Origin of the sequence: Micromonospora maris AB-18-032, assembly GCF_000204155.1 — a bacterium.
Taxonomy (GTDB): domain Bacteria; phylum Actinomycetota; class Actinomycetes; order Mycobacteriales; family Micromonosporaceae; genus Micromonospora; species Micromonospora gifhornensis.
The window spans coordinates 1,126,829-1,149,204 of record NC_015434.1 but is presented as its reverse complement, the minus strand read 5'-3'; the positions used below and the strand labels follow the sequence as shown (position 1 = coordinate 1,149,204).

General features: G+C 67.7%; 10 protein-coding genes, 1 tRNA gene and 1 other RNA gene. 1 reads left to right on the top strand and 11 read right to left on the bottom strand.

What is annotated here, in order from left to right:
- Nucleotides 1-233: 233 nt before the first annotated feature.
- The 4 genes from VAB18032_RS05290 to VAB18032_RS05275 form a co-directional block, all read right to left on the bottom strand.
- Nucleotides 234-6,350 carry an RHS repeat domain-containing protein gene (locus VAB18032_RS05290; RefSeq protein ID WP_013731756.1) on the bottom strand — a complete coding sequence of 2,039 codons (6,117 nt, stop codon included), beginning with the start codon at nucleotides 6,348-6,350 and terminating at the stop codon, nucleotides 234-236.
- 202 nt (nucleotides 6,351-6,552) lie between these two features.
- On the bottom strand, nucleotides 6,553-13,473 hold the full coding sequence (locus VAB18032_RS05285) for a carboxypeptidase regulatory-like domain-containing protein (RefSeq protein ID WP_244881187.1): 6,921 nt from the start codon (nucleotides 13,471-13,473) through the stop codon (nucleotides 6,553-6,555).
- A 400-nt stretch (nucleotides 13,474-13,873) separates the two neighbouring features.
- A tRNA-Ala gene (locus VAB18032_RS05280) sits at nucleotides 13,874-13,946 on the bottom strand.
- An 88-nt stretch (nucleotides 13,947-14,034) separates the two neighbouring features.
- A complete protein-coding gene (locus VAB18032_RS05275; RefSeq protein WP_043723032.1) occupies nucleotides 14,035-14,625 on the bottom strand; it encodes a YqgE/AlgH family protein in 591 nt (196 codons plus the stop codon).
- Between the two features lie 215 nt (nucleotides 14,626-14,840).
- Here VAB18032_RS05275 and mdlC point away from each other — a divergent pair, with 215 nt between their 5' ends.
- Entirely contained in the window at nucleotides 14,841-16,436 is a 1,596-nt protein-coding gene (gene mdlC, locus VAB18032_RS05270; protein ID WP_013731753.1) for a benzoylformate decarboxylase, read from the top strand.
- 84 nt (nucleotides 16,437-16,520) lie between these two features.
- On the opposite strand, the gene VAB18032_RS05265 is transcribed toward mdlC, so the two are convergent.
- The 7 genes from VAB18032_RS05265 to VAB18032_RS05240 form a co-directional block, all read right to left on the bottom strand.
- Nucleotides 16,521-17,477, bottom strand: coding sequence for a hypothetical protein (locus tag VAB18032_RS05265; protein ID WP_013731752.1), 957 nt, complete (start codon nucleotides 17,475-17,477; stop codon nucleotides 16,521-16,523).
- A 156-nt stretch (nucleotides 17,478-17,633) separates the two neighbouring features.
- Nucleotides 17,634-18,009: a transfer-messenger RNA gene (gene ssrA / locus VAB18032_RS30500) on the bottom strand.
- Between the two features lie 107 nt (nucleotides 18,010-18,116).
- On the bottom strand, nucleotides 18,117-18,596 hold the full coding sequence (gene smpB / locus VAB18032_RS05260) for an SsrA-binding protein SmpB (protein WP_013731751.1): 480 nt from the start codon (nucleotides 18,594-18,596) through the stop codon (nucleotides 18,117-18,119).
- A 142-nt stretch (nucleotides 18,597-18,738) separates the two neighbouring features.
- Nucleotides 18,739-19,614: a permease-like cell division protein FtsX gene (gene ftsX, locus VAB18032_RS05255; protein WP_013731750.1), complete on the bottom strand. Its 876-nt coding sequence runs from the start codon at nucleotides 19,612-19,614 to the stop codon at nucleotides 18,739-18,741.
- A 69-nt stretch (nucleotides 19,615-19,683) separates the two neighbouring features.
- Nucleotides 19,684-20,364 carry a cell division ATP-binding protein FtsE gene (ftsE, locus tag VAB18032_RS05250; protein ID WP_013731749.1) on the bottom strand — a complete coding sequence of 227 codons (681 nt, stop codon included), beginning with the start codon at nucleotides 20,362-20,364 and terminating at the stop codon, nucleotides 19,684-19,686.
- A 118-nt stretch (nucleotides 20,365-20,482) separates the two neighbouring features.
- Nucleotides 20,483-21,604: a peptide chain release factor 2 gene (gene prfB, locus VAB18032_RS05245; RefSeq protein ID WP_013731748.1), complete on the bottom strand. Its 1,122-nt coding sequence runs from the start codon at nucleotides 21,602-21,604 to the stop codon at nucleotides 20,483-20,485.
- Nucleotides 21,605-21,781: 177 nt separating this feature from the next.
- On the bottom strand, nucleotides 21,782-22,300 hold the full coding sequence (locus tag VAB18032_RS05240) for a PadR family transcriptional regulator (protein WP_043723029.1): 519 nt from the start codon (nucleotides 22,298-22,300) through the stop codon (nucleotides 21,782-21,784).
- Nucleotides 22,301-22,376: the final 76 nt, after the last annotated feature.

Genomic DNA, 22,376 nt, shown 5'->3' with positions numbered 1-22,376 from the left:
CCTTTGGCTGCCCCTCGTTACCCATAGTGGGACGGAGCCCGAACCAGTAGAACGAGGGCGTCCAGATGACCAACCAGACCAAGAAGGTTGCCACTGAGTGACCTCGGTCGGGGACAAGCCACACGAACAGGATTCCTCCTGCCACGCCACTAGCAATCGCTACCGCCGCGCGACGCCATGTCTTCATTTCAAGAGTGTACACCTCCGCATCGGCCCCCTTTCTTGCCGCCCGCTCATTCTCGCGCCAACTCAACGCGCTCGGGGACCATCCAGATCGGCTTGGGCTTCTTCGACTCGAAATAGGCCTCGTAGTAGTAGTAGAGCCCAACCTCAAAACCAATCACGCCACCGATCAGAGCACCCTTTGCGGCCACCACCGGACACGCAACCCCCGCACCCAACAAACCGACAGCACAGCCAATTGCAGCTCCCCCCGCAGCGCCCGAAGAAGCGTACCCCGCCGGCATCGTAAAGAAATCCTTAACGGCGTGAAACTCTTGCGCATCCTTGCCGGGTGCTGGTGAATGCTTCCAGACGTAAAAGATGCAGGAGTCCCTGACACGGCACGCCAGTTTGCCATCCACAGCAGCGTTTCCGACGGAGCACGATTTCTGCCCATTTCGACAGTCGGCGTCCACCTTGCAGGCACCGGGCACATTGCAGTTGTATACCGCTCCACTGCCGCGTCCGCGGTTTTCGATGATGCATGATCCTGGCGAGTTGCATTCGTAGACGACGTTCTTGGTGTCTTTGTCCTGGCCACGGATGGTGCAGGTGGTCTGCTTGTCACAGCGGAGAATGTCAGGCGTCCCGCCGCCGGTCTTGCTCGAACTGGACTTGTTTGAGGTCCACTTCCCATTCTGGTAGACGACCTTCTCGCCGGTCTCGCGGTAGTGCTTCTCGTCGCCTTGGACGCTGTCGGTGATGAGGGGCTTGAGGCCGTCCGGGTCACTGAAGGTGATCGGCGAGTTGTTGGCGTAGGCGTAGCCGTGCCACTGGAGCGGGTCATCGTGGTCCTGGAGCGGGTCGATGCTGATGAACCGGCCAGTCGCTGGGTCGTACGCTCGGACGCCGATGAACACGAGTCCGGCGCTCTCCACCGTGCCGCCGACGAAGCCCTTGTCGTTCGGCCATCCGGACGCGCTGCCGCGGACCGTCCCGTAAGGCGTCTGCCTGCGGGTGGTGGCCGTACCGGTGGCGGCGTCCACCGCCACCTGCGCGGTGCGCTGGTGGTCCTCGACCAGCCAGGTCAGACCGGCGGCGGAGCGGGAGGCGACCGTCTTACCGGCATGCGTGTAGTAGCGGGTGCAGGAGGTCTGGTTGGTGTTGGTGTTGTGGCGGATCTCCTGACCGGGTAGGTAAAGGGTGGTGCCGGTGGGGTCGCGGCGGATGAGCCGGTTGCCGTCGGCGTCGTAGAGGTAGCTGGTGACGCCGGTGGAATCGGTAGTCGATTCCAAGCGGCCTTCATGGTCCCAGGTCAGGGTCTGGGTACCGGCGGTCGCGGTGGGCCGGGTCAGGGTGTTGCCCGAGTTGTCGTAGGTGTAGGAACCGACCTGGGCCCCGGCGGTGGCGGTCACGGCGTGCGGGCGTGCCGCGCCCGCACTCGGATAGGTGTAGGTGGTGACCTGGTCGCCGGAGCCTGTGTGGACGGTCTGGCTGGTCCGGTTGCCGATGGCGTTGATCGTCCAGGAGTGCCAGTACGGCGCCGGGCCGCCCAGGGCGCTCACCGAGCGGGGCGCGGCACAGTCGCCCGAGGCCGGCGTCCACGCCTGGGTCAGCTGACGCAGATGGTCGTAGGCGAAACACTGGGTGTCGTCGACCGGGTCGGGTGCCTTGTCCGAGATCCGGGTGATGTTCCCAGCCTCGTCGTAGCTGTACTCCAGGTCGGCCAGCACGCCCGGGTTGATGGCGTCGCGGGTCGTCAGGAAATCAGTGATCCGTCCGGTCTCCAGCTCCCGGTCGAATCCCTGCCAGACCCGGGCACCGCTGCCGGTGTACAGCTCGATGTTCTCGACCTGCCCCAGCGCGTTGTAGTCGGTGTCCGGCACGTAGTTGCTGGTCGTGCTTCCCGAGACTCGGCTGAGCGTCTTGGGCTGGCCGAGTGCGTCGTAACCGTAGCGCAGAGTCTCCGCCGGCAGGTCGCTGTTGGTGTTGGGCAGCGTGACGGCGCTCAGGCTGCCGTCGAGGTTCCAGGTCTTTTCGTAGAGGTACGCACCACCGATTCCCGGCTCGGTGGTCGGGATGTCGTACTTGACGCCGCTTTCCTGGTAGAGGTCGGTGTAGCCGAGGTACTCGACCTGGTAGGCGAGACCGTCGACCTCCCGGATGCTCCGGGTCAGGAGGCCCTTGGCGAGCGTGTCGTACTGCCACTCGGCCCGGAGCACTCCGCTGGTGCTGTTCTCGTACACCCCGATCTTCCGGCCTAGTTGGTCGTACCGGTAGGCCAGCTTTCGGTTCCGACCATCGGTGCTGCTGGTCATCCGGTCGGCGTTGTCGTAGGTGAAGGTGCTGGTTCCGCTGTCCGGATCGTCGACCTGGATCTGCCGACCGCGGATGTCGAAGGTGTAGGTCCAGGAGTTGCCGGCAGCGTCGGTGAGCATGGTCAACTGGTTCTTGCGGTTGTAGGTGTAGGTGGTGGTGTCCCAGGAGCCAGTCGTCCATGGGGTCGGGGCCGCGCCGTGGTACCGGCGCTGCTCCACTCGGTTGCCCCGGGCGTCGATGATCGCCGAGGTCGCGGTACCGCCGGTCGGCGGTGTCACGTCCTCCCGGTCCCCTCCGTAATGGATGGAGGTGCGCCACCGCTCGGCGTTGTAAGGCTGGAAAATCACGGCAGTCGGTCGGCCCGCGCCGTCGTACTCGATACGGTTCTGGGTGTGGATGTGCGCGCCGTCCACAGCGGTGGCCAGCGTCGTGCCGGGGTCACCGCTGGTGTGGTACTTGTCGTACTCACGCACCTTTCGCCCAGCGGTGTCGTAGAACGTCTCGGTGATCAACCGACCGCCTGCGGGAGACGGTGCCTGCGTCTGCCGCGTTCGCAACAGACCGTCGAACAGTTCGTACGAGCTGACGTAGTTGCCCTCGGCGTTCAGCTTCGAGGTGCGTACGGCGGTGGGCGCGTTGTTGCGGACCGTATATCCGAAGGTCATGTTCGCCGACTCGGTGGCTCTGCTCCGGTTGGGCAGCCAGACCGAGGTGAGTCGGCCGAGTGCGTCGTACGCCAGCTCGGTCCGTTTCTCGTTCGGGTCGAGAATGCTGCTCTCAGATCCCCACGCCGCAATGAGGGTCGTCCTGGTCTCGTGGTTCCGCGGGTTCTTGACGACCACCTGGGTGGTCGGCCCACCGAGCGCCGGCGTGTAGGTGGTGGTGGTCAGGAAGTTCATCGCGTCCCAGCTCGACGTGGGTCGGCCGTGGCTGTCGTACGCGGTCCGTTCCTTGGTGACGAAGCTCGGTGCACCGGCATTCCACGCCGCCATCACCTCGGTACGAGTCGGCAGCCCACGAACGTCGTTGTTGTTCGCCGGCAGCGTCCCGTATGCCGCGTCGTCGTAGGAGAGTCGGGTCTCTCCGATGACGTCGGCCTCTGTCAGGGTGCCGTTGCTGGCCGAGCAGGACACCGCGAAGTCCCGGGTCCGCTGGACCCGATCCATCAGCCACTTGGTATCGCGGCGGATGTAGTCGGTCTTGGTGCACCGCTCGTCGCCAGTGGTGCCCTCCACACCGAAGTCATCCACCTGTATGGGCATGCCCAGGCTGTCAAAGCTGGTGGTGGTCCGGGTAACCCGCTCGCCCCGACCGCCGTCGAGCGCGACGTAGCTGCGGGCGGTCCCGACCCGCACGAAGCGTGCGGTCGTCGTGTCACCGTTGGCCGTCCGGGAGGCGGTCGGGCCCGACGCCCAGGGATCGCTGACCTCGCGGGAGACCACCGCTCCGGTCGGTCCGTTACGGACCGTGACCTCGCGGGCCATGCCGGCGAACCAGTCCTGATCGGTGATGCCGTCCAGGCTGGCGCTCTTCGTGCCGCCGGAGGGTGCTGCACGATCGCCGTGCATGCCCCGGAAGTAGCGGGTTTCGGTGTATGCCTGTTCACCCGCGTCACCGACGGTCACCCCGACCCGCCCGTAACCACGGAACACCGACCAGGTCTTCTCGTCCTTGTCGACGAGCCCGTCGTCATCCGTATAACGCCAGGCGGCGCCGTCGTGGTAGCTGTACGAGTAGGCCTTCCGTGGGCTGCCGAACGGCGGCGACCCGCCGGTGTGGTCGATCTCGTAGATCGTGGTGACGACGTACTTGTGGAACCAGTCGGTCACCGCCGACTGGTAACCCTCGGGGGTCCACCGCACCGGATAGCACCGTCTGGTGTTGGTCTGCGCGGTCGGGGTGCTGCCGGCGACGCAGTCCTCCTGCGAGTAGGTGATGTTGATCGTTCCGCCGGTCTCGTTGCGGATCCGGGCGATGCGCCACCAGTTCATCGCCGCGGCGAAGTCGATGGTGTCGACCCGGTTCGCCAGCTGGATGCCGGTGAGTTCAACGTCGGGCAGCGTGGTGCTGCCGCCGACCAGGCCCTCGTGGGAGATCTTCTCCAGCCAGAGACCAGCCCGGGTGCCGTCGCCGGGGTCGGGGAACCCGTGGGTCAGGCTCCACCGCTCGACGTTACTGAATCCACTGCCGCTGCGAATCTGCGTGGTGACCGCGCTCAACCGCTTGCTGGACCAGAACGTCGGGCTGAACTTGTCGACACAGGTCGAGCCGGTGCACTCCGAGTCCCACGGAGTGTCCGGCCACCGCACCTCGTTCTTGGTGGTGCAGTTGCTCAGGCACCGATCCGCCTCGGTGAAGACCACCCGAGCGCTGGCACCGTTGTCCAGCGCCGAATCACGGCCGGCGGTCACCCTGGTGCCGTAATCGATCCGCTTCAGGTAGCCACCACGGTCGTAGCTGACCGCGTCACTCGCGGTCTTGTTCCGGCCGTACTTGTTCGTCTCCTTCGTGTACCAGAACGACATCGAGTCGCCGTTCAGGTTGGCGACGTGTTCAAGGTTCCACCGCCAGGTGCGCTCACAGGAGGAATCGGCGAACGCAGGCTTCCGGCAGGGCTCGTTCACGTCGTTGCCGAACACCGGCGCGTTCCACGCCGAGTTCGTCACCGGGTCACCAGAGGTCCAGCCGGGCAAACGGTTCGAGCCGAACCGGTACTCCGTGCCGTCGGTGGTGGTGAGCGTCCAGAATTCGCCGTCCTCGTCGCCGTTGGCCGCGCCCGTGTGCCGAACGATCCGCGCCCCGTCATCAGTACGCAGGTGCCACCTTTGCTCGGACGAGTTGTAGAGCAGTTCGCCGGAGAAGCCGTCAAGGTGCAGCGTCGCGTTGTCGGTTTCCCAGCACAGGTCGTACGTCTTGGTGGTGTTGTTTCCTCCGGTGTCCTTGGCGCAGGAGCGGTACCGGCGCTCGATGTAGCCGCCCGGCCAGAACTCGAACCCCTCGCCGACCCAGGACGGCTGGTTGTTCGACGCCGCGTGCCGGCCGTCCACCGACTGGGACGAGTAGCCGAACGCCAGATCGGGCTCCAGCCCGCCCGGTGCCGGCGGCACCCGCATCGGGTACGACCAGTTGAAGGAACCGGTGTTCCCTCCGACCGACCAGGTCGACGACGGTTGCAACGGGGTCGCCGAGTAGTCACCCGCCGGCCCGGTAGCGCCTGCGGCCACCGCCACCAGCGTGCCCGCCGCCGCTACCGGAAGTTGGGCCGACACCGTCTGGGCAACCGGGTTGTTCCGCGACTTCAGCGGTGTTCCGGCACAGCGCTGCTGCTCCGGCGTGGTCAGTGCGCACTCCGGCAGGGTCACCAGCCGCAGGCGGGTAGCCCAGTCGGCGCCGTAAGCGGTGGCGAACGACGAGTAGTCGACTGTCATCCGCAGGTCAGCCGACCCGGCGTCGGCCCGGGCGGCATCAGTGGCAGCGGTGTCGGCCTGACCGACACGCATCAGCACACCCCGGATTCCGGCCCGCTCGGTGGCCTTTCGATCCAGGGTCTGCACCCGCACTCGCTGTATGTCCAGGATCTGCGCCCGCATCCGTTGGGAGGAAGCCGCCCCGACTCGTTCGACCCGAACCGGTAGGCCGCCGACCCGCGCCGAGGTGACCGTGGCGCTGCTGTCCAGTTCCGCTACGGCGGTCGCGGCCGACGGCCAGATCGGCGCCGGTTTGGCACTGGCGCTGCGCATCGCGGCGGCTCGTGTCGGCGCGGTGGTCGCCACATTGGTGACCGGCACCGTGGGCACCGGGCGGGCCTCGGGCTCGACCGACAACGGGTCGTCGGGCCGGGCCGACGCGGGGGCTTGCAGCAGAGTCACGGCCAGGACGGTCGTGATGAAGCCGGAAAGGGTCGAGCGGCGACGTCGCCGCCATCGTGCCGAGTTCGACAGCGAATGTAACCGAGGGGTTGCCTTCACCGGTGATACCTCCGAGGCCGAGTTGGTTAGCCAGGGGCAGGGACGGATGGACGGGATCGCCGGGACCGGTCCGATCGGACCGGTCCCGGGCAACTGGTCGGGCCTACGGAAGGCGTTCGATTCGCAGTCCGGTTCCGGGGTGGAGCACAGGCTGTCGGTAGGTGTAGCGCAGAGCGCTGGTGCCGTCTGCGTTGTCGATACCGATCGTCGAGGCACCGCCCTGCTCGATGTGGGTGCCGTCGTTGTCGGTGTAGGCGAAGGTGTAGCCTCCCGCCTCGTCCATGATCACCTCGAAGGAGATCCTGGTCGTCGGGTCCTCGTACGATCGGACGTTGCGCCACTCGACGATGAATCGGCGGTTCGGCCCGCTGCCGGTGGTGGCCGTCCGGACGCTGGCGTCGGCGTCGACGATCCAGTCGTGCCACAGGGGGTAGATCGCCGCCTTCGGCAGTTGTGACTCCGCCGATGACGGGATCGGCCAGGCGTCCGGTGACGAGGCCGCGGGTTCGACGAACGTGAGCAGGCCGTTGGTGTCGACCCATGCGGTGGTGTACGTCTGGCCGTAGTGGGTGACCGGGAACGGCAGGGTGATCGGGGTGTAGGCGTCGTCACCGGTCAGCGGCAGCACCGTGCCGTCGGCCGGCACGAAGCTGACCGGCTGTTCGGCGATCGTGTAGCGGGCGCCGGACGGTGTGGCGCCCCGGTCGAAGTTCACCGCGCTCGTGGTGTTCGTGCCGACCGTCACCGGCGTCACCGCCGACCCGACACAGGGTCCGGAGCTGAGCGTCACGATCACCGCGTACGTCCCGCCGGGCACATCGTCGAACTGGTACCCGCCGCCAGCGCTGGTGGTGGCGCTCCGGCCGGCCATTGCCACGGTAGCCCCGGCCACCGGCGTTCCCTGGCAGGTCACCGTGCCACTGACAACGCCGCTGCCCGGCGGGTTGGGCTTGAAGAAGATGCCCTTCCCGGTGGCGAGCACAGCTTCCTTGTGTGAGTACTGGAACGCGATGGTGCCTGCACCGTTCTCGATGCCGACTGTGGCCGCCGACCCCCGTTCACCTGCGTGAGCGGGGTTGATGTCGGCATAGGTGAACGTGACGTCGCCGTTCTCGTCGAAGACCGCCGAGAAGGAGGCCCGGGCCGAAGTGTCACCGTAGAGATGCACGTTGCGCCACTCCACCACCCACCGCCGGTTCGGCGCGGTGCCACTGGTCGCGGTGGCGATCCGGGCCGCCGAGTCCACGATCCAGTCGTTCCAGTGCACGTAGACGGCGGCGTTGGGTCGGCCCTCCGACAGCGGCGATGGGATCGGGGTCGAGTTGGCGTAGATCCAACCGTGGAAAGCCGGGTTCCGGAAGGTCATCACACCGTTGGCGCTGATCCAGGCCGAGGTGTACGACTCGCCGTACAGCTTGATCGGGAATGGCGGGTTCTTCTGCCACACCGTGTCGTCGCCGCTCCACGACTCGGTCACATTGCCCGGGATGAAGGGCTGCGACCCGGTCCTGCACCCATAGCCAAACTCGTCGCCATCGATCATCACCGAGAGGTCGATCCAGCTGGTGGTTCCACCGGCGAAGTTGAACACTTCCCGGGCGTACTGGCCGGCACAGCGGTCGTCACCGGTCGCCGCGGCAACGACGTGCTCACCGATCGGCACACCGGTGAACTCGTAACTGCCGTCTGCGGCGGTGGTGGTAGTCGCCCCCGACGGCGTCAGGGTCACCGTCCGACCGGCGACCGGCTCACTGGTGACCGCAGTGGTCACCGTGCCCCGGACCGTGCCCGACGTGTTCGGGCTGTAGACGATCGACCCGTTGCTCGGCACCACTGCCGTCTGGAAGGAGTACAGGGCAGCGACCTCGGCCCGCTCCGTGCTCTCCAAGCCGACAGTGGCTCCCGCACCCTGCTGGATCGGGGTGGTCAGGGTGCCGTAGTGGAACCCGATCCGCCCGTCCTCGTGCAGCATCAACTCGAAGGTCACCCGGTTGTTCGGCGCGGCGACCCCCTGCATCAGCACGTTCCGCCACTCCACCACGAACCGCCGATTCGGTGCGGAACCCAGCAGCTCGGTACGGATGCTGGCCGACGAGTCCACGTTCAGGTCATCCCAGAACGGGGCGATGACCCCGTTCGGAATCGCCGCCGTCGGCATCGTCGGGTTCACCCAGATCTGTTGCACGTTGCCCGGCTCGGCCCCAAAGTTGATCAGGCCATTGGTGTGCAGCCATGCCTTCGAGTACGGCCGGCCGTGATAGGTGAACGGGAACGGCAAGTTCAGGTTTGCCCAGGCGTCGTCGCCGGTCAGCGCCACCACATTCGACGCCGCCACGTAGCCCGACGCGCCTACCACACAGGCGTACCCCATCGTCCCGTGGTCCGGGCCCAACCGGAGATCGACCGTGCGGTTGTCGTCCAACTCCACCTGGTCCTCGGCGCTACGGCCGCAGCGGGCCCCGACCCGGGTCGAGACGGTGTAGCTGTCCGCCACCAGATCCTCGAAACCCCACGCCCCACCCGGGCCGGTTGTCGTCGACAACCCACGCGGGTCGAGCGTCACCGTCGCACCCACCACCGGGTTGCCGTTCTCGTCGCGCAGCACCCCGGAAAGGTCATGCAACTCCAGCGTGCCGTCCTCCTGCGGGTGCACGAAGGTGACCGCCTGCCCGCTGGCCAGCGCAGGCTCGTCCACCGAGTACGCCAGACCGACCTCCCCGTCCGGCGCCTCGATACCGACCGCCGCGTAAGCACCTCGCACGGGATCGCTCGTGAGACCGTCGTAGTTCGTGGTGATCGTGCCGTCCGGCGCCAGGACCACCTCGAACGAAAGCCGCTGGGCCGTATTGCCCTTGCGGTGCACGTTGCGCCACTCGACCACGAACCGTTGGTCCGCTCCGCTGCCGGTGCTCGCCGTTCGCACACTCGCCGACCCGTCCACCACCAGGTCGTCCCAGAACGGGGCGATCAGCGCGTTCGGGGCTGCCGGCAGCGGCCAGGTGCCGTTGGTCTTCGGATGCGACCCACCGGGGTCGATGAAAGTGAGATAGCCGTTGGTGTCCACCCACCCGGACAGGTACGCCTGACCGTAGAACGGGAAGGCGAACGGCAGCGACACCTCGGTCACCGCATTGTCACCGGTCAGCGGCAGCACCGTCTCGTTGGCAGTGGCGAACGAGGCCGTCCGGCTAGCGCAGGTGTAACCGGAGTCGTCCGTGTACGGCGCGAGGTAGAGATCTCGCCACCGCGGCGAACCAGCGGTGATGGTGATCGTCGCGCTGGCGGTCAGGCCACATCGGTCGCCGTAGCTGGCCGTGAGCGTGTACGTGCCCGGTGGCATTCCGGTGAAGGCGTAGGCCCCGGAGTTGTCGCTCGTCGTCTGGAACCCGCCCGGTTCCAGCGTCACCACCGCACCCACCAGCGGACTGAAGTCGGCGTCGTCCAGCACCGAACCGCTGAGGCTGGTCGCCGCGGTCACCTCGAAGTACGCCTGCGCGAGTCCGCTACGCCGGTTGCCGTCATCGACGGCCACCACGAACAGGGAACGCTCGCCAACCACGCTGCCCACATTGATCGACACTGTCGCCGTGCCACCGGGTGCGGATGCGGACACCTCGGTGTCCACCGCAGTGCTGCCAACGCTGTAGCGGAACTTCGTGACGTTGGTGTCCCCACCCGCGTTGAAGGTGACGGCAAGCTGGCTGCCCGTGTTCGCCTCGGTGCCACCGGGGAATGCGACCACCGCCGGCAGCGGGACCGCCAACTCGGCGAGGTTGGCCGCGCTCTCCGCGAAGTTGTAGATCCGCACGTCGTCGATAGCACCGGCAAAGAATCCGTCGTCCCCGCCATTCCACTTCCGCTTACCCACGGTCACATTCGTGGCCGCGTTGAAGCCACCGCTCAACGTCGCGGTCGCCGTCTGCGCGACACCGTTCACGTAAAGCCGCAACGTGCTCGTCGACGCGTCGTAGACCGCCGCCAGGTGGGTCCACCTGCCCGCCGTGGGGGCACTGTTGGACAACACCGAGAACAGCGCCGGATTGTCCGCGTCCGCACCCGCCATGGTGAACCGCCAGCGGTTGTCCGGGCCCGAATAGCCAAGCGTGTAGGCGAACACCCGCAACCCGTTGGCCGAGACAATGGTCCGCTGGCCGGTCACCCCGTTCGTCGAATCGACCCGAACCCGCGCCGTGACGGTGAAGCTGGAATCCGTGCGCATCGAGGTCAACACGTTCGTGTCCGGATGCGGGTAGCGAACCGCCCCGGTCACCACCCCGTGTCCCGTCGTGCCGTTCACCGACAACGCGCTGCCCACCCCCGACCGACCGGCCGTCCGCGACGCGCCACCGGCCAGGGAAAGGTCGTTGTCGTGCTCGGTCACGTCGCCAGCGCTCCCGCTGGCCTCGTCGAATGTCCAGTGCGCCGCCGGGCCGGCGCCGGCCCGCACGACGAAGGTGTACGTCCTGGGCGTCGCCGAGTAGCGTCCGGCATGGTCCTTCGACCACACCCGCAAGGTCTGCGTCCCGTCTCGGACCGGCTTCACCGTGAGGGTCGCACCGTAGTCTCCGCTACGGGCAGGGACCGTGGCGGCGTTCAGGTAGGTCCCGGAGTCCAGCGTCCAGGCGTACTCCTTCACCTCGTGCCGACGCAGCGTCGGAGCAGTGACCTCGAAGGTGCCCTCGATGCCCACGCCGCCGCGTGGCGTGCTCCCCGTCGGGTAGTCGGTGGAGGCCACGTTGGAGGGCGTTTCCGGGGGCGTCGCATCGACAACGAACTCACAGGTTCCCGACCAGTCGCTGTAGTGGCTCCCATCGTGGGTACGCGACTGCCAGACGTACGTACCACCGTCGACCAGCTTGCTGGCCGGGATGGCGCGCGACACCGTGGAGGGGTTACCCGAGGCCTGCGAGATGCGGTCGGTGTCGTTCCGTGAGCCGCCGAGCGGCCACCAGTGGAACCAGGTGGTCAGCGACTGCTGACCGGTGTCCGGGTCCGACTGCCGGGCGGCGAGGGTCGGCGTCAGGGTCAACACGTACGGCCGCGCGGAGCCGGTCGCGCAGGCCCTACCGTCCGACTTGCGGTCCGTCGGCGCGGCCGGCTTGGTGTTGTAGGTGATGGCCAGTTTCGGCGAGGAGTGGTTGAACCGCTTCCACTGGTTCTTGGTGCTCTCGTCGACCGCCCGCAGCCCGACGGTCATGGTCGACTTCTTGTCCTGCTCCGCCACCTTCTTGACCATCGAAAGGACGTTGAACTCGATCGGGCCGACGCCCAGGCAGCCGTGGACCGCGCCGTTCTTGCGGTTCGCGGCGGTCTGTGCGGTGTAACTGCTGTTCCAGGTCGGCTGTTTGTTCCACGTCGTGCTCGACGAGATGTCACCCGTCAGCCAGAGCTTGGCGTTCGACTTCGGGCTGCACGTCCAGGAGTGGCGTTGTTCGATCCGGAAGGTGGCGGCCTGGATGATCTTGCCCTTGACGCCGGAGACGTCCATCCGGAAGAACGACCGGATGATGTGGTCACCGCATCCCGCGCAGTCCTCGGTCCGGCCCGCGCCGGCCGAGCCGTTGGTGGAGCCGTTGTTCAGCGCGCTGGCGTTCTTCCAGAACGAACTGGTCTTGTACTTGCTCCACACCGTCGTCCACGAGCTACCGGAGATGTTTCCCGTCCACGCCGGGTCGATGTAGATCGGGAACGTCGCCGTCGGGCTGTTCAGCAGCGCCTTGTCCGGCACGATCGTCAGGCTGTTCCGACCGATCTTGACGGGCATCACCGCCCGCCGAGCACCCTCGGCCGGCTCGCGCGCCGCCGCGTCCGCCGATTTCGCCTTCGCGTCCTTGTCAGCCGCGGCCGTGGCCGGATCCTCGCCCTTCCGGCGTGCCGGAGCAGCTCCAGCCGGCGGAGAGCTCAGCCTCAGCTCATCGCCGGGTAGGTCCGAATTGACCGAGGAGTCCCACATCAATGGTGCCGGGGCCGTGAACACGGCGGATCCCCGGTCGTCGTGTGCGACGAGCGTCCCCCCGTCGCCTTCCTTGACGGTCACCCCTTTGGTCGACATCCCGAACCGGAGTTCGGACAGCCGGGAGTTCTTCGCGGCCCTCGGCGTCCGGACCACGAGTACATGGGAGAATCCCAACGCGCTGGCGGTGACCTGAAGATCCGTTTCCGGCAGCACCTCACGGTAGATCGCGGTGTCTCCCGACAACTCCGGTGCAGGCAACGGATCCGGCCAGGACACCGACAACTCCCGGCTCCCGTCCACGACCCGCGCCAACGGTCCGTCGCCACCTGTGGAGAGGAAGACCGGCAGCACCGACGCCTTCGGCGAAACTCCCTGCGATGTCGCCTTCAGTGTGGTGTTCACCGGTACCCACGATGACCCGCGCCGCACCCGCACCGGCGCCAGACTCTCCTCCAAGGTCCGCGACCCGTCCGGGTTCAGGAAGGTCTGCGACACCTCGGTTCGCTCGGAGAGAATCTCTACCCGACTCTGACAGATCGCCACCATCGACTCGGCGCTGCGCGCGTCCGGCTGCTCATCGACGCAGGCTGGTTCAGCCGGCGCCGCCGGCTCGGCAGCGGCGGGAGAGGTCGCCACGAGCGAGCTGGCCACCATCACGAGCGCGGCCAGCCCGGCCGTACGGGCTCGCCAGACGTACCTGTGCCGATTGTTCCGGCCACGGATTCCCAGCGCGGTCGACATTGATGCCCTCCGAGTCTGCGTTCGAGCGGTGAGATGTGCCCTTGACGTCGGCACAGGGATAGGAGTGGCCGTGCTATTGCTACGGCTGCGCCAGGTCCTAGATGGGGTCAGCGGAGGTGAGCCAGCCGGTGGTGAGCCAGCCGGTGGTGAGGCGCGCTGGCAGATGCCGAGGCGGGTCAGGCCCAGGAACTCGTTATCGCCATTGACGAAGCCCGTGAGGCCGGGACAGGCAAGATGGTTGCCACGCCGATCGCCGTAGGAGTCTGACGGCATCCGGAAGACAACGCCGATGGCGATGTTCTGGGGCGCGCTGGGAGTCGTCGGCAAGCCAGGTGAGCCCGCCGAGGGTGCCGGCGGCGATGATGCTCGACACGGCGCAAACCGCCAGCCCTTACGTCACCCTCTGCTGCTAACTCCGCCGTCCACGCACGCCGCGACACGCCCATGCAGATACCAGCCCCCGTGATCATGCACATCGATGCGCTAACTGTAGGAGGGGACACGATCTGTGTAAATAGCCGTCACACGCAGCGACCACAAATCGGGCATTTGAGCTTCGAAATCGCCGAACGTGATCACGGGATTCCTGCCAGCACGAGCCCGCCCAGCTCACGCCCGTCACCGGAGTGCAGTGTCGGGCGCTGGGTGACCATGGCCGCGACCACGAGATCACGGAAAATCGGCACCAGTCGATGACTGGTGCCGATTTTCCTGCACAAATACAAGGTGGAGCCGAGGGGACTCGAACCCCTGACCCCCACACTGCCAGTGTGGTGCGCTACCAGCTGCGCCACGGCCCCTTGCGGTTGTCCCCGGTCACCCGGGCACTGGAAGAACTATACACACGGCACCCGGCATGGTCATCTCGCGGGGTCCCCGTCGGGCGGGTCAGTTGAGCGTCACGTCCGGCGGGAAATGCGCCACCGCGGCCATCATGCCGCCCTGCCGGCGCAGCACCATGGGCCACAGGTCGTCGGGGCGCTCGACGAAGGCGTCGCCGGGCAGCGCGTCCAGCACGAACCAGGAACCCTCCTCGATCTCCTGCTCCAGTTGCCCACCGCCCCAACCGGCGTACCCGGCGAAGACCCGGATGGTCTGCACGCTCTCCCGTAGCCGGTCCGGGTCGACGGACAGGTCGAGGGTGCCGACGGCTCCGGAGACCTGGTGGAAGCCTTTGAGGCGGCGTACCGGCGAATGCATCCGGGCCAGGCAGATCGCCGACTCGGGCTGCACCGGGCCGCCCTCGAACAGCACCGCCGGGTGCCGGGCCAGATCACCCCAGTCGCGCAGCACGTCGGCCACCGGCACCTCGGTCGCCCGGTTGAGGACCACGCCGAGGGCGCCGCCGGGCTCGTGGGCGACCAACAGGACCACCGTACGGTCGAAGTTCGGATCTTTCAGTGCGGGCGTCGCCACCAGTAGTTTCCCGGTCATCGACTCCATGGCTCGCCCGCCGATCGCCTGCCCCTCTCCCTGCATCACGTGTACCCGTCAGCCGTGTAGCAGCCGAGAGGGCCGGTCATGAAGACCGTCAACGAGCCCTGTCGATGCCATCCGCGCTGTCGTAGCCATGTCTGGCACGATAGCTTGCGTCCCCGGCCGTGGCGACGGTCTGATCGTCGTGTGATCGACAGTGATGCCCGCAACGCCGAATGGCCCTGTCGGCCGAAGCCGCCCGGTTAGATTCAGGGGCGATGGCAACGGTCCGTGACACCACCTACGAGCTGCTCCGTGCGCTGGGCATGACCACCGTGTTCGGCAACCCCGGGTCGACCGAGGAGCCGTTCCTGCATGCCTTCCCCGACGACTTCCAGTACGTGCACGCGCTGCACGAGGCGTCGGCGGTCGGCATGGCCGACGGGTACGCCCAGGTCACCGGACGACCGGCGCACGTCAACCTGCACACGGCACCCGGCACCGGTAACGCCATGGGCAACATCGTCACCGCCTGGCACAACCGGACACCGCTGATCGTCACCGCCGGGCAGCAGACCCGGCAGATGCTGCTGCTCGAACCGCGCCTCACCGCCCGCCGTCCCACCGAGCTGCCCCAGCCGTACGTGAAGTGGGCGTACGAGCCGGTCCGGGCGCAGGACGTGCCGGCGTCGCTGATGCGGGCGTACGCCACCGCGATCCAGCCGCCCGCCGGGCCGGTCTTTCTCTCCCTGCCGCTGGACGACTGGGCGCAGCCCGCCGATCCGCCACCCGCGGTCCGGTCCGTGGCGACCCGGTTCGCGCCCGACCCGCAGCGGCTGCGGCAGTTCGTCGCCGCCCTGACCAGCGCCCGGTCACCGGTCATGGTGCTCGGTGCGGCGGTGGACCGCGCCGACGCCTGGGACTCGGCGGTGGCCGTGGCCGAGCGGCTGGCCGCGCCGGTCTGGTCGGCGCCTGCGCCCGAGCGGACCGCCTTCCCCGAGAGCCACCCGCATTTTCAGGGCGTGCTGCCCTACGCCGCCGGGCCGCTGGCCGAACGGCTGCACGGGCACGACACCGTGCTGGTGGTCGGTGCCCCGGTGTTCCGGTACTACCCGCACGTGCCCGGCGACACCGTGCCCGAGGGCGCCCGGCTGCTGCACGTCACCGACGATCCGGAGGAGGCGGCTCGCGCACCGGTCGGTGACAGCCTGCTCGGCGACGCCGGACTCACCCTCGCCGCCCTGGCCGAGCTGCTGCCGTCGGCGGACCGACCACCGCCGGCCGCCCCACCCGATCCGCCACCGGTCGAGGATTCCCTCCCGCTGAGTGCGGACGCGCTCTTCGCCGCGTTGGCCCGGTACTGGCCCTCCGACGGGGTGCTCGTGCAGGAGTCGCCGTCGAACCTCTCCGCGCTGCGTCGCCGGCTACGGTTCAGCCGACCCGGGTCGTACTTCACGATGGCCAGCGGTGGGCTCGGTTACGGGCTTCCGGCGGCGGTCGGCATCGCGCTGGCGCAACGGGACACCGGCCAGCACCGGCCGGTGATCGCGGTGATCGGCGACGGCTCGTTCCACTACTCGGTGCAGGCCCTGTGGACCGCGGCCCAGCTGCGACTGCCGCTTGTCGTCGTCGTACCGGTGAACCAGCAGTACGCCATCCTCAAGGCGTTCGCCGAACTCAAACACACTCCCGGCGTACCCGGGCTGGATCTTCCCGGCATCGACGTCAGCGCGGTGGCCCGTGGTTACGGCTGCGCCACCGCGGTCGTCGAGAGCCCCGACCAGCTCAGCGAGGCCCTCGACGTGGCGCTGCGCGCGGACGGCCCGACGGTCCTGCCCGTACCCATCCGCACCGACATCCCCCCACTGCTCTAGGGGTGAGGTGTAAGGAAGGTGCCCTTCTTAACGCCTGGGGTATAGGAAGGGCCCCCTGTTAACGCCACAGGGCGCTCACGGCGCTCAGTTGCCGCCGATGCGCAGCGGTGCGCCGGTGAGCGCGTCCAGGACGGGCCGGGCGCCCAGCGGCTCCTTGAGCGTCACCTCGACCGGCTCCATCCTGAGCATCGCGTCGCAGACGTCGGTGGAGCGCACCACCGTGCCGCCCACCACCACGATGTCGTCGCGCTCCTGCACCAGCGGGGTGATGTCGGTGTCGCAGCTGCCGACCCCGAGCCGGAAGGCCAGCCGCGTTCCGTCCACCTCCACGATGTCCTGCGCGGCGACCAGCCCCTCCGGGGCGGTGTCGGAGGGTGCGACCGGCTCGGGCACCGCATCGACCGCGTGCGGTGCGACGGCGGCGGCGGCCACCACGGCGCCGATCTCCTCGACGGTGAACAGCCAGGCCGGCACCTGCGCCTCGCCACGGCTGGTGCGCAGCGGCGCGGTGCCCAGTTCGACCTTGCTGATGGTGAGCGCGACGCACTCCCCCTGCGGCCGGCTGGCGACCGTGTCGTCCGGTTTGCCGCCGGGCGCAGGCGGCGGCGGGATGGCGGGCTCCTTCGACCCCGGGCACGACGGGGGGTCGCTGCCGCGGGTGAGCGCCAGGAACGCGTCGGTGGCGCTGACAAGTGGTACGCGCAGCTGCCCGTCGGGGAAGCGGATGGTGCCGTCGTCGGGCTGCCGCACGGGCAGGTCGGCCGGCTTGCGGTACCAGCCGGCCTGGAACGCCGTCTGGGTCGCCGGCGTGAAGTTCGCCTCGCCGATCAGCACCGCGGGGTCCTGCAGCGGTACGTAGCCCTCGCGCCAACCCGGCCCGGGTTGCCACGCCTCGGCCACCGCGGTGGCCCGGCGGTCGAACGGCCCCGGGTCGTCAGCGGAGCTGATGGGACCGGTCGGTGCGGTTCCGGTTCCTGCCGGCGCGCAGCCGGCTACGACGATCATCAGGGGCAGACCCAACCGGGCGGCGAAGAGACGCATACCCCGTCTGACGGGTCTGGCCTGCACTTGGTTCCCACGGCACACCGGTCGGGCCCTTCTGGCGCAGACGTGCCTCTGGGGCACGAACGTGTGATCAACCTTTCAGCGTAGACGCGACTGCGCGCCCCGGCCGGGTGGCCGGGGCGCGCAGTCAGGTGGTGGAGGTGCCGGGAATCGAACCCGGGTCCTTCGCCGCCTTGTCAGGGCTTCTCCGAGCGCAGCTCGCTGTGCCTCTACTCGGCCCCTCCGATCACGCGAGCGAGTCGGTGTGACGGGCCCAGTCGCTGATTGATCTCGCCGCACGGACCCCGCGACCGGGTCCGATTGGCCAGCCTTCTAGCTGATGCCGGCTAACTGGGTCGAAGGCGCTCCCAGGCCGACAGACTTGCTACTCGCCTCAGGCGGCGAGAGCGAAGTCAGCGCGATTGTGCTTGGCGCTTATTGGTTTCCGACGAACGATTCTCGAGACGACGTCGGCTTCCTCGGCTCGCTTCCCCTGCCGCAACGTACGAAGTCGAAACCAGTCACCCCCTCGACAGGCCGCCAACTTCCGGCGGCTCCGACAAGCGTAACGCCTGCCGCAACCCGATTCATCCCCAGGCCACGTCGCCGACGCGACCGAAGGGCGAACCGGACAACTCACTCAGCCATGCCCTTTCCTCGCCGACCGACCGCACGTTGGATCTCCCGGTCGGCGTCCCGCTTGGCGAGGTCCTGGCGCTTGTCGTACGCCTTCTTGCCCTTGGCCAGGCCGATCTCGACCTTGGCCCAGCCGTCGGAGAAGTAGACCTGCAACGGCACCAGGGTCAGCCCGCTCTCCCGGGTCTTGCCGATCAGGCGGTCGATCTCCAACCGCTTGAGCAGCAGCTTGCGGGTACGCCGAGGCTCGTGGTTGGTCCAGGTGCCCTGGGTGTACTCCGGGATGTGCATGCCGTGCAGATACAGCTCACCGTCGCGCTCCTGGGCGAACGCGTCGACAAGCGACGCCCGCCCGGCCCGCAGCGACTTCACCTCGGTGCCGGTCAACGCCATGCCCGCCTCGTACGTGTCGAGGATGGCGTAGTCGTGGCGGGCCTTCTTGTTGGAGGCGACGACCTTGCGCCCCTTTTCCCGTGGCATCGCCGCGCCACCTCCTTTCGTTGCCCGCTCCCCCGCCCGACGTGCCGGCCGGAGAGCGGAGATCATGCTACCCGAACGACAAGGGCCCTTCCGCGCGGTTTATTCCAGCGCCGAAGAGCCCTTGCGACGGTCGTACCGAAAGCTAGACCCGCAGGTAGAAGCGGAGCGTGACCCAGGCGGTGACCGCGCTGATCAGGCCACCGACGCCCGCCATCACCGGGAAGGTCAGCAGCACCTCGCTCCAGCTGACCGGGGCGAACAGGCCCTGCAGGGCGCTGAGGGCGTCGTCGAAGAGGAACTTCTTCAACGCGACCAGGGCACCCAACCCGAGCACCGAGCCGATCAGGCCGGCGACCACCGCTTCCAGGACGAAGGGTGCCTGGATGAACCAGTTCGAGGCGCCGACCAGCTTCATGACCGCGACTTCACGCCGTTTGCTGTACGCGGCCACCTGAATCGTGTTCGCCACCAGGAGCAGCGCGGCGACGGCCATCGCGATGGCGGCGGCCAGCGCGACGTTCTGCCCGGCCGTGAACAGGTTGAAGATCTTGTCGAGCACCTGACTCTGGTCGACCACCTGGTCGACCCCCGCGGCCGAGGAGTACTGCTCCGAGATGGACTTGTACTGCTCCGGGTCGACCAGGTTCAGCCGGTACGACTCGGGCAACTGGTCCGCCTTGACCGCGCTGAGCAGGTCCGGCGAGTCCCGGAACATCTCCTGGAAACGCTGGAAGGCCTCGTCCTTGTTGACGTAGGTGACCTGTGAGATCAGCGGGTCGGCCTCCAGCCGGGAGCCCAGTGCCGCACGGTCCTCTTCCGAGATGTCGGTCTTCAAGAAAATCGACACCTGGATGTTCTCGAAGTACAGGTCCTTCATGTCGGCGACCTTGGTGTAGATCAGGCCGCTGGCACCGAGCATGGTCAGCGAGACGCCCAACGTGATGATCATCGCGATGGTCATGGTCACGTTGCGCCACAGTCCGACCAGTACCTCGGACAGGACGTATTTCATCCGCATCGGGATATTCCTCCGGCTCTCCGGCGTGAGGTGTTCGTCGTCAGATCGGGGTGCGGTGGGCTGCGCTCGTCACCCGTAGACGCCGCGGGCCTGGTCGCGGACGATGCGGCCGCTCTCGATCTCGATGACCCGGCGGCGCATCTGGTTCACGATGTTGGAGTCGTGCGTGACCATCACGACTGTCGTGCCGGTGCGGTTGATCCGGTCCAGCAGGCGCATGATTTCGATTGACGTGTCCGGGTCCAGGTTTCCGGTCGGCTCGTCGGCCAGCAGGATCAGGGGACGGTTCACGAACGCCCGGGCGACTGCGACACGCTGCTGCTCACCACCGGAGAGCTCGTGCGGGTAGCGATGCTCCTTGCCACCGAGACCCACCAACTCCAACACCTCCGGCACGACCCGGCGGGCCACCGCCTTGGTCTTGCCGATCACCTCGAGCGCGAAGGCCACGTTCTCGTACGCGGTGCGGTTGGGCAGCAGCCGGAAGTCCTGGAAGACGCAGCCGATCGAGCGGCGGAAGTGCGGGCGCTTCCAGGACCGCATCGAGGTGACGTCCTTGCCGTTGACCACGACGCGACCCTTGTTGGGGGTCACCTCGTGCAGCAGCATCTTGATGATCGTGGACTTGCCGGAGCCGGATGGGCCGATGAAGAAGACGAACTCGCCCTTGTCGATCGACACGGACACGTTGTCGAGCGAAGGCCGCGACGCCTTCGGGTACGTCTTCGTCACTTGCTCAAGCTGAATCACGGGTGGTGAGTCTACGCCGTGTAACTGTCGTGCCAAGTCCTACGCCCCGCCGTTGCGGGGGAAGTCATTGATCCAGCACGTCATGTGGAGATCGATGACGCACTCCGCCCACGACCGGTCACGCAGCGTCGCCGGCGAGCTGCTGCTGCTTGCGCCAACGGATCCCGGCTTCGATGAAGGAGTCGAGGTCACCGTCGAAGACCGCGCTCGGGTTACCGGTCTCCTGCTCGGTACGCAAATCCTTCACCATCTGATACGGGTGCAGCACGTACGACCGCATCTGGTCGCCCCACGAGCCCGCGGCGTCGGTCTTCAGGCCCGCCATCTTGGCCTGCTCCTCCTGCCGCTTGCGCTCCAGCAGCCGGGCCTGCAGCACCCGCAGCGCGGACGCCTTGTTCTGCAGCTGCGACTTCTCGTTCTGGCAGGTCACCACGATGCCGGTCGGGATGTGGGTGATCCGCACCGCCGAGTCGGTGGTGTTGACGCTCTGCCCACCCGGCCCGGACGAGCGGTAGACGTCGATCCGCATCTCGTTCTCGGGGATGTCGATGCTGTCGGTCTGCTCGACCACCGGCAGCACCTCGACGCCGGCGAAGCTGGTCTGCCGACGGCCCTGGTTGTCGAACGGGCTGATCCGCACCAGCCGGTGGGTGCCGGACTCCACGCTCAGCGTGCCGTAGGCGTACGGGACCTTGACCGTGAAGGTGGCCGACTTCAGGCCCGCCTCCTCGGCGTACGAGGTCTCGTAGACCTCGGTCGGGTAGCCGTGCCGCTCGGCCCAGCGCAGGTACATCCGCAGCAGCATCTCGGCGAAGTCCGCCGCGTCCACGCCGCCGGCGCCCGCCCGGATGGCCACCAGCGCCTCCCGGGAGTCGTACTCGCCGGAGAGCAGGGTGCGGACCTCCATCTCCTGGATGGCCTTGGCCAGCCCGGTGATCTCCGACTCGACCTCGGAGAGGACCCCCGAGTCGGCCTCGGCCTCGGCCAGCTCCAGCAGCACGTTCGCGTCGTCGATCCGCGAGCGCAGGCTGCCCAGCTTCTCGATCTCGCCGTTGACGTACGACAGCTGCGAGGTCACCTGTTGGGCCCGGGCCTGGTCGTCCCACAGGTCCGGGGCGGACGCCTCCTGCTCCAGACGGGCCTTGTCCGCCCGCAGGCGGTCCAGGTCGAGCACCGCCTCGATGTTGCGCAGGGTGGCGTCGAGATCCTTGAGCTGGTCGGCGTAATCGGCAGCGGTCACGACAGACAAGGGTACTGCTCGGACGAGGAGTGAGCTTGCGAGCCCCGCACTCCGAGCCAAAATGGCTCCGCTCGGACGAGGAGTGAGCTTGCGAGCCCCGCACTCCGAGCCAAAATGGCTCCGCTCGGACGAGGAGTGAGCTTGCCAGCCCCGCACTCCGAGCCAATTGAAAGCTGGTCAGCTGCTGACTGGTGCGTTCTTGAGCCAGGACAGGGCGGCCTTGTGGTACGCCACGGCGAACTCCAGCGCGCTCGCGTCGTACGTGTCGCCTTCCTTGCGAGCGGCCTTGACCTGCTCGCGGACCCGGGCCAGCGCCTCGGTGTGGTATTCGTTGGCCGCGGCCTGGAGGCTCTTCAGCTGGGTCGCGGAGTGTAGTTGCCCGAAGGCGATCCGCAGGGCGATCGGGTTGCGGATGGTGTCCCGCCCCGGATCCTCGGCCAGCCAGCGGGAAAAGGTCCGCTTACCGGCTGCCGTGATCGCGTACGGTTGACTCATCCGCGGCCCGGGCTTACCCAGCCGGACGAGGCCCTTCTCGGCCAGCACCGGCAACTCCCGGTAGACCTGGCTGCGGGTCATCGACCAGTACGGCGCCAGCCGGCGCTCGGCGGCGGCCATCAACTGGCCACCTGTCATGGGGCCCTCGTGGAGCAGCCCGAGCAGGGCCGCCGCCGTGGGGTTGACTCCGGATTCCGCCATGCCGTTCACGCTGCCACTTTGACGGGCCGGCGTCCAGGATTTCACCGTTTCGCCACCCATTGGGGTTTCCTATGTG

Coding starts and splice junctions, on each gene's coding strand:
- VAB18032_RS05275 (WP_043723032.1), bottom strand. CDS start 14,625: ATGCAGGGAGAGGGGCAGGCGATCGGCGGGCGAGCCATGGAGTCGATG.
- mdlC (WP_013731753.1), top strand. CDS start 14,841: ATGGCAACGGTCCGTGACACCACCTACGAGCTGCTCCGTGCGCTGGGC.
- VAB18032_RS05265 (WP_013731752.1), bottom strand. CDS start 17,477: ATGCGTCTCTTCGCCGCCCGGTTGGGTCTGCCCCTGATGATCGTCGTA.
- smpB (WP_013731751.1), bottom strand. CDS start 18,596: ATGCCACGGGAAAAGGGGCGCAAGGTCGTCGCCTCCAACAAGAAGGCC.
- ftsX (WP_013731750.1), bottom strand. CDS start 19,614: ATGCGGATGAAATACGTCCTGTCCGAGGTACTGGTCGGACTGTGGCGC.
- VAB18032_RS05240 (WP_043723029.1), bottom strand. CDS start 22,300: ATGGCGGAATCCGGAGTCAACCCCACGGCGGCGGCCCTGCTCGGGCTG.